We start from the raw sequence: 7799 nt of genomic DNA, 5'->3' as shown, positions 1-7799 counted from the left end.
TTGCCGTGCCCTAACGTCGTTAAGTCCTTTGTGTCTGCCTACTTCTCCTGTCGCATGCCCTCGGCACGCCCCACGCACAGCCCCTCCGGGTGCCCGTGCTGCGGATGCCGGCATGAGGCGCGGCGGGGGCGGCAGGCCATGAATACATAGCGTCCGCCAGCACTTCGACCCGTCCGGCAGACGCGCTCGATCTACTGGAGTGAGAGAAGTGAGCAAGCGGACTTTTCAGCCGAATAACCGCCGTCGTGCCAAGAAGCACGGTTTCCGTCTGCGCATGCGCACCCGCGCCGGCCGCGCCATCCTGGCTGCGCGCCGGTCCAAGGGCCGCGCTGAGCTCTCGGCCTGAGTCCTGACTCGGCCGGGTCGGATCGCGGGCACGCGCTGATGGCGGACTGATGCTCGCCGCGGCCCACCGCCTGCGCTCCGGCGCGGATTTTACGCATACCGTACGTTCCGGCGTCCGCCAAGGGCGCCGGAACGTCGTGCTGTATGCGGCCCCCACTGGCGAGCGGGCGAGCCGGTTCGGTTTCATCGTGTCCAAGGCGGTGGGGAACGCAGTCACACGCAACCTCGTTAAACGGAGGCTGAGGGAGGCCGCCGCCTCGACGGTGCGCGTGCGCCCTGTCGGACTCGACGTCGTGGTCCGCGCCCTCCCCGCGTCGTCAACGGCGAGCTGGGACGACCTCAGCACGGACTACGAATCGGCGCTCGGCGCAGCCCTGCGCCGCCTCGAGCGGGGCACCGGCCCCGACGGGGCCGCCGGACGGGAGAGGACAGCGGATGGCAGCGGTGGCTGAGATGCCCGCCGGCGCGCGGCGACCGGCGGCCGTCAGGTGGGCGGCCGGCGTCGGCCGTTTCGTCTGGACCCTTCCGCAGCACGTGCTCATCCTGCTGCTGAAGGCCTACCGCGCCGTCGTGTCACCCCTGTACGGACAGGTGTGCCGGTTCTTCCCCTCGTGCTCGGCGTACGCCCTCGAGGCCGTCACCGTGCACGGCGCTGTGCGAGGATCGTATCTGGCGGTGCGCCGGCTGGCCCGATGCCATCCCTGGAACGCCGGGGGCATTGACCCGGTCCCGGAGGGCCACCGCCATTGGCCCGAGGACCGCATCCCGCGGATCGTCGTGCTGAACCACCCGGACCGCTTCTGGACCGACGGTGCTGGCCCCGCAGGCCCGCGCCCCAACGACACGAGTAACTGACATGAGGAACAGGGAAAACGCATGGACCCTCTAGGGACAATACTTCTGCCCTTCGAGTGGCTGGTCTCCTTCGTCATGGTGGCCTTCCACGAGGCCCTGTCCTTCATCGGCCTGCCCGCAGCGAGCGGCTGGACCTGGACGTTCTCCATCATCGGGCTCGTCCTGGTGATCCGCGGGGCGCTGATCCCGGTCTTCGTCAAGCAGATCAAGGCCCAGCGCGGCATGCAGCTGCTGCAGCCAGACCTCCAGAAGCTGCAGGCGAAGTACAAGGGCAAGACCGACCAGCTCTCGCGCCAGGCCATGGCCCAGGAGCAGATGGCGCTCTACAAGCAGCACGGGACCAACCCGTTCTCCGCCTGCCTCCCCATGCTGATCCAGATGCCGTTCTTCTTCGGGCTCTTCCGGGTCCTCTCGGGGATCAGCAACGCCCAGGCGAACAACACCGGCATCGGTGCGATGACCCATGACCAGGTCGAGCAGTTCCACAACTCGAGCATTCTGGGGGCACCGCTCTCCGCGTCGCTGCTGCACGGCGGTGGGGGCGACGCGGTCGCCGTGGCCATCCTCTCGATCCTCATGATCGTGGCGATGACGGCCTCGCAGTTCATCACCCAGAAGCAGATCATGGCGAAGAACATGTCCGAGGCGGCCATGGCCAGCCCGTTCATGCGCCAGCAGAAGATCCTGCTCTACATCCTCCCGCTCGTCTTCGGCATCGGCGGCATCAACTTCCCGATCGGCGTCCTGATCTACTGGACGATCTCCAACCTGTGGACCATGGGCCAGCAGTTCTACGTGATCCGCCGGATGCCCGCTCCCGGTTCGCCTGCCGCTCGGGCCCTCAACGAGCGCAGGGCCGCGAAGGGCCTCGCCCCGATCGACGTCACCACGGGCAAGGTCATGCGGCCCGAGGACATCCCGCCGCCGCCGGAGCCCAAGACGCAGCGCCAGCAGCCGCAGCGGAAGAACAGGAAGAAGAAGTCATGACCTCCGAGAGCACTGCCGTGAACGTTCCCGAGGACCACGACGCCGAGGACGCCGCCTCCCAGACGCCGCTCAGCCGGCTTGAGGAGGAGGGCGACGTCGCCGCCGACTATCTGGAGGAGCTCCTCGACATCGCCGACATCGACGGCGACATCGACATCGAGGTCCGCAACGGCCGGACCTACCTTTCTGTGGTCGGGGATGACGAGGCCGAGGGGCTCGACACCCTCGTCGGGGCCGACGGTGAGGTCCTCGAGGCCCTCCAGGAGCTCACGCGCCTCTCCGTGCTCTCTGCCACCGGGAACCGCTCGCGGCTCGTCCTGGACATCAATGGGTACCGCGGGGAGCGGTCCGTGCGGCTGCAGGAACTCGCCGAGACGGCCGTCGAGCGGGTCAAGGCCGGCGAGACGACGGTCCACCTCGACCCGATGAGCTCCTACGAGCGGAAGATCGTGCACGACGCCGTGGCCGAGCTCGGGTTCGTCAGTGAATCCGAGGGTGAGGGCGCCGCTCGGCACATCGTCGTCTCGGCCGACTGACGACGTGGCCGAGAAGTCACCCGCTGAGGCCGCCGTCGGCGGCGTGCCCGAGCTGGTCGGGAACGATCTGGCCGCTGCCGAGCACCTGTTCGGCGACCGCCTCGACCTCGCGCGCCGCTACGTGCGCCACCTCGCCACGTCCGGCCTCGAGCGCGGCCTGATCGGTCCGCGGGAGGTCCCGCGGCTGTGGAGCCGGCACGTGCTCAACTGTGCTGTCATCGAGTCCGAATTCCCCGAGGGCGCACGCGTCGCAGACGTGGGGAGCGGGGCCGGGCTGCCCGGCCTGTGCCTTGCCATCGCACGGCCTGACCTTCACCTGACGCTCATCGAGCCGCTCGAGCGGCGTGTGCACTGGCTCGAGGAGGTCGTCGCCGACCTGGGCCTTGCCAACGTCGCGGTGCTCCGGGGACGGGCCGAGCAGGTTGCGGGCGAGGTCGACGCCGATTTCGTCACCGCCCGAGCCGTGTCCGCGCTCGCGACGCTGGTGCCCATGACGCTCCCGCTGCTGCGCGGGTCCGGCACGCTGGTGGCGATCAAGGGACGCAGTGCCGCGGAGGAAGTGGAGAAGGCCGCCAAGGCCATCCGGAAGTTCAAGGGCCACTCCGTAGACGTGCACACCGTGGGCGAGAGCCTGCTGGAGGAGCCGACGACTGTCGTGAGGATCGATGTCGGCGAGGCCTGAACTCCCGCGGGAGGACGGGTTGAACCGTTAGTCTAGGGAGAGGCAATCGACGCGAATCGAGAGTGAGTTGACAGTGACCAGTGGCGAGACGTCGGCCCAGCGCATACCTCCCTTTTTGACGCTGGGGTCTGCACGCGCCACGGCCAGCGGCCCCACGGAAACCGGTCCGCAGCCGCCCTCGGTCCCGGCCGAGCTCTTGGCTGCGCCGAAGGGCGATGCCCAGTCCTTCCTCCAGAACCTCGATGAGGGCAGCCCGATCGCGAGCCAGCTCGCGAGTGAGGCGCGGCGCCGCGAGAGGCTCAGTGGACGCACGCTCCGCCGTCCTGACAACACCCGCGTCTTCACGGTGTCGAACCAGAAGGGCGGGGTCGGCAAGACCACCACGACCGTCAACATCGCCGCGGCGTTGGCCTCTGCGGGCATGCAGGTCCTCGTGATCGACATCGACCCCCAGGGCAACGCGTCGACGGCCCTCGGCATCGAGCACCATTCGGAAGTCGAGAGCATCTACGACGTCCTCATCAACGATGCCCCGCTGAACGACGTGGTGGCACCCTGCCCCGACGTGGAGAACCTGGTCTGCGCGCCCGCGACGATCCACTTGGCGGGCGCCGAGATCGAGCTGGTCTCGTTGGTCGCACGCGAGCAGCGTCTGCGCCGTGCCATCGACAACTACGCCGCCGAGCGCCAGAAGGCTGGGCTCGAGCGCCTGGACTACATCTTCATCGATTGCCCGCCGAGCCTGGGCCTCCTCACGGTCAACGCCTTCTGCGCGGCGACCGAGGTACTCATTCCGATCCAGTGCGAGTACTACGCCCTTGAGGGACTGAGCCAGCTGCTCAAGAACATCGAGATGATCCAGAAGCACCTCAACGCGGACCTGCGCGTCTCCACGATTCTCCTCACCATGTACGACGGCCGGACGAACCTCGCGGCCCAGGTGGCCTCCGAGGTGCGCGAGCACTTCCCCGAGCAGGTCCTGGAAGCAGTGGTGCCGCGTTCTGTCCGGATCTCGGAGGCTCCCAGCTACCAGCAGACCGTGCTGACCTACGATCCGACGTCGACCGGTGCACTGTCCTACCTCGAGGCCGCGGCCGAGATCGCGGAGCGCTAGCTCGTTGGCGGGTCACCAGTCTCGCATCACCTCTGAACAGCCAGTGCCCGGGCGAACGGGCTCAAGGGAGGAAACCGCTATGAGCGAGAAGCGCCGAGGACTCGGCCGGGGTTTGGGAGCCCTCATCCCGAGCACGGCACCGGTTAGCGGCTCGACGACGCCGTCGCGCCCCGTTGACCTGTTCTTCCCCGACACCGGGCGCCGGTCCGCCGAGGAAGCGCAGGAGCAGGGGGAGTCCCTCGGCACCGCTGCAGAGGTTCCGGCCGAGAAGCCGGCTGTTGACCGCGGAGACCAGGGCGCCAAGAAGCCCTCGACCTCGCAGTCGTCCTCCAGCGCTCCGGAGGCCGAGAACGAGGAGGGCCGTCGGGGCTCTGTCCCCGACGAGGCGGGCCAGCCGCGGGCCAAGGCGCCCCGGAGCCGGTCTAGGCGCGCGCAGACGGAGGATGAGCTGGACCTCGTCGAGGTGCCGGGGGCACAGTTCGCCGAGATTCCTGTGGACGACATCCACCCGAACCGGAAGCAGCCCCGCACGGTCTTCGACGAGGAAGACATGGCGGAGCTGGTGCACTCGGTGCGTGAGATCGGCATCCTTCAACCGATCGTCGTCCGGAAGTCAACCGAATCCGGTAGCGAAAGCTATGAACTGGTCATGGGTGAGCGCCGCTGGCGTGCGGCCAAGGCCGCGGGGCTGGACGCGATTCCCGCTATCGTCCGGGACACCGGTGACGATGCGCTCCTCCGCGATGCTCTCCTCGAGAACCTCCACCGGAGCCAGCTGAATCCGCTCGAAGAAGCTGCCGCCTATCAGCAGCTGCTCGAGGACTTCGGAACCACGCATGAGGAACTTGCCGATCGCCTCGGCCGCTCGCGTCCGCAGGTCTCCAACACCATCCGGCTTCTGCGCCTGCCTCCCCTCGTCCAGCGCCGAGTGGCGGCTGGGGTGCTCAGTGCTGGCCACGCTCGAGCTCTCCTTTCTCTTCCGGATGACGCCGCGATCGAGCGCATGGCGCAGAGGATCGTCGCCGAGGGGCTGTCCGTGCGCGCCACCGAGGAAGCCGTTGCGCTCTACCAGGAGCCGCAGGAGGCTCGCCGTACTTCTGCTCGGAACAATGCGCGCCACGAACGGCTCGATTTCCTGGCGTCCAACCTTGCCGATCGTCTCGACACCAACGTCAAGATCACCCTCGGTGCACGCAAGGGGAAGGTCAGCATCGAGTTTGCCTCGGTGGAAGACCTCAACCGGATCATGACGCTCATCAGCCCCGAAGAGGAGTGATCCTCGGAACGCAGCGAGGGCTGAGCGGAACTGCTGTCTGATCGGGGCCTGTTTCACGTGAAACAGGCCCCGAGCCTTTGCACGCAGCGCTGGCAGGAAGCTGAAGCCGTTGGTGGGTGGACGCGGAAAATCCCCGCGGCCTCTGCAGGTGTCGCTCGACAGCCTGAATCAAGTGCATGGATCTGCGCATCGCTGCCGGAGGTTGCCGCATAGAGCGCCAATGGACAAGCCCGCGCCCAGGGCGTGAGCTGCGGGCGCATCGCGCATTGCACGACGCATGCGCTTCCGGGAATCGGGTAGAGTGCGGCTGAATCGCCAGCACGTCGCGGGGAATACTGTGACAATCCTTCAGATCTGTGGATTCAAAGACCCCTCCTGGAGGTGGTGCTGGGAGCAGCGAAGGACGGGAGACGGGGGACAACTTCTAGAGTCGGACCACACGCAACCCGTTGGCGTCTCCGGCACCGCGTATTCGTCGCGCGCGCCCACTTCCGCGCGGCCCAAGAATCTGTGTCCACGAGGCCCAAGCAGTGCCCCCCCGCGAGCTTGATCCCTTTCTGCGGCGGCGGCGCTGTAGGCCACACTGCAAGAGAAATCCACTTGCCTAAGAGGCGGTGTTGCCGCGTTTCCTTGGAGGACGATCGTGGGGGTGCCATTTGCTGTGGTCGGAACCCCTGTTGGCTCGCGCGTGTTCGCAAGCGCGATGCCAAGAACCAGGTGGTGTGCGGGCGAATCGCCAGTACGTCGCGGGAAGTGCGATGACTCCGCTTCGAACCTGCGGATTCGGAGTAATGGTTACCGTCATTGTGATCTCCTCGGAACCGCGGACACCGAGACGCGCTCAAGGTCGACCTCCTTAAAAGGGGTACGCACTCGGCTTTCGAAGTTTGCTGTGGACGACACTGGATGCCGGTTCACGACAGGGCCTGTCAGCACAGCAATACCCGGCAAGGAGGAATCGTTGTGGACCCACGAGAGCGGCGGATCGGACGCAGAGCTGTCGTCGGACTGCGCGCTATGACCCGCTGGCACTGCTGCCGATGTTTCACGTGAAACGATGCGCCCATGTCGTCCCCATGACCCCTCCGTTGGGAGGCGGCGTGCGACGCCGATCGACAACCTGGCGGCTGGCCGATTGGAGGGCAGGCCCGATACGCGCTATGCCATGACCTGGGCTCGCTCGAAACCTGGCCCTAGCCCCCGTGGCCATGGTGGCACTTCGGCCATACAGGTCCCGGCGCGGTTCGAGAGACGGCACGGGATGGATTCGACTCGCGCTGCGGTTGGCCAGACAGTAACGCCTGCGAGCCGCGTCAGCGGGCGTGATCTGCCTCTTCGTCACTCCCTGGTCATGGGAAGGACCCGTGCTACCTCGAACGGAGGCCTTGGCCGGCGGGGAAATCGTGGCCGGCACCTTCCGAAGAGGCTCGACGCGAGCTCGTTGTTCACGACATGATCGGGCGCTTCGGTGTGCCGTCGCAGGGAGGTGTTTCACGTGAAACCAAAGGCTTGGGACTCGTCTCCCGCGCCGAGGGGTGGGCGCCGGTCCAGGCCCGCGAGCAGCGCGACCGCGATATGTACAGCCCGGGCCGCGCCAGCTCTCCGCTGTGGCGTGGGTTGATTGAGCCCGCCCGGTTGCAGGTTCGTGCGGGTTGTGACGTGCAGAGGACGGGAGCCGCCCGAGCACCGTGTTAGCGGCCTCTCCGAGCTACCCACTAGCCTCGGGCTCGAGCAGTCATGGCGGTGTAGGCTGGCCGATCATGCGCGGCCCCTCGGGTCGGCCAGACTTCCGTACCGCTGCCGTTTCCGCGACTGGTCGAGCTGGGGCTGCCGGGGTGCCAGGGACTCGACAGCGCGCATCGGGGCGCTCAAGCGTGCGGGGGCTCCGCAGGCGAGCAGCGATTAGACAGAGTGGACGAGCGAGAGCCCTGTGGGCCACAGCGGACGGTCGAGGTTCGACCCGGTCGGTGGCCGGCCCCAGCTGTGCGCACTGGCGGTCGCGGC

8 protein-coding genes are annotated in these 7799 nt (G+C 67.4%); all 8 read left to right on the top strand.

The window, feature by feature from the left end; all coding sequences use genetic code 11:
• Positions 1–208: 208 nt before the first annotated feature.
• The 8 genes from rpmH (at position 209) to SA2016_RS20190 (ending at position 5795) form a co-directional block, all read left to right on the top strand.
• On the top strand, positions 209–346 hold the full coding sequence (gene rpmH / locus SA2016_RS21160) for a 50S ribosomal protein L34 (protein ID WP_084249685.1): 138 nt from the start codon (positions 209–211) through the stop codon (positions 344–346).
• Between the two features lie 49 nt (positions 347–395).
• On the top strand, positions 396–797 hold the full coding sequence (rnpA, locus tag SA2016_RS20220) for a ribonuclease P protein component (RefSeq protein ID WP_066501736.1): 402 nt from the start codon (positions 396–398) through the stop codon (positions 795–797).
• Positions 781–1200, top strand: coding sequence for a membrane protein insertion efficiency factor YidD (yidD, locus tag SA2016_RS20215; RefSeq protein WP_084249684.1), 420 nt, complete (start codon positions 781–783; stop codon positions 1198–1200). Before rnpA ends, yidD begins: the two co-directional genes overlap by 17 nt.
• 21 nt (positions 1201–1221) lie before the next feature.
• Positions 1222–2187, top strand: coding sequence for a membrane protein insertase YidC (gene yidC, locus SA2016_RS20210; RefSeq protein WP_066501734.1), 966 nt, complete (start codon positions 1222–1224; stop codon positions 2185–2187).
• Positions 2184–2723, top strand: coding sequence for a Jag family protein (locus SA2016_RS20205; RefSeq protein ID WP_066501733.1), 540 nt, complete (start codon positions 2184–2186; stop codon positions 2721–2723). The genes yidC and SA2016_RS20205 overlap by 4 nt, the downstream gene beginning before the upstream one ends.
• A 43-nt stretch (positions 2724–2766) precedes the next feature.
• Positions 2767–3405, top strand: a complete 639-nt coding sequence (gene rsmG / locus SA2016_RS20200; protein ID WP_066502988.1) for a 16S rRNA (guanine(527)-N(7))-methyltransferase RsmG — start codon at positions 2767–2769, stop codon at positions 3403–3405.
• Between the two features lie 196 nt (positions 3406–3601).
• Positions 3602–4519, top strand: a complete 918-nt coding sequence (locus SA2016_RS20195; protein ID WP_371326638.1) for a ParA family protein — start codon at positions 3602–3604, stop codon at positions 4517–4519.
• Positions 4520–4598: 79 nt separating this feature from the next.
• Positions 4599–5795, top strand: a complete 1197-nt coding sequence (locus tag SA2016_RS20190) for a ParB/RepB/Spo0J family partition protein (RefSeq protein ID WP_066501730.1) — start codon at positions 4599–4601, stop codon at positions 5793–5795.
• Positions 5796–7799: the final 2004 nt, after the last annotated feature.

The organism is Sinomonas atrocyanea, assembly GCF_001577305.1.
GTDB classification, from domain to species: Bacteria; Actinomycetota; Actinomycetes; order Actinomycetales; family Micrococcaceae; genus Sinomonas; species Sinomonas atrocyanea.
The sequence above is the reverse complement of the archived record's forward strand: the minus strand, read 5'-3'. Positions and strand labels throughout refer to the sequence as shown.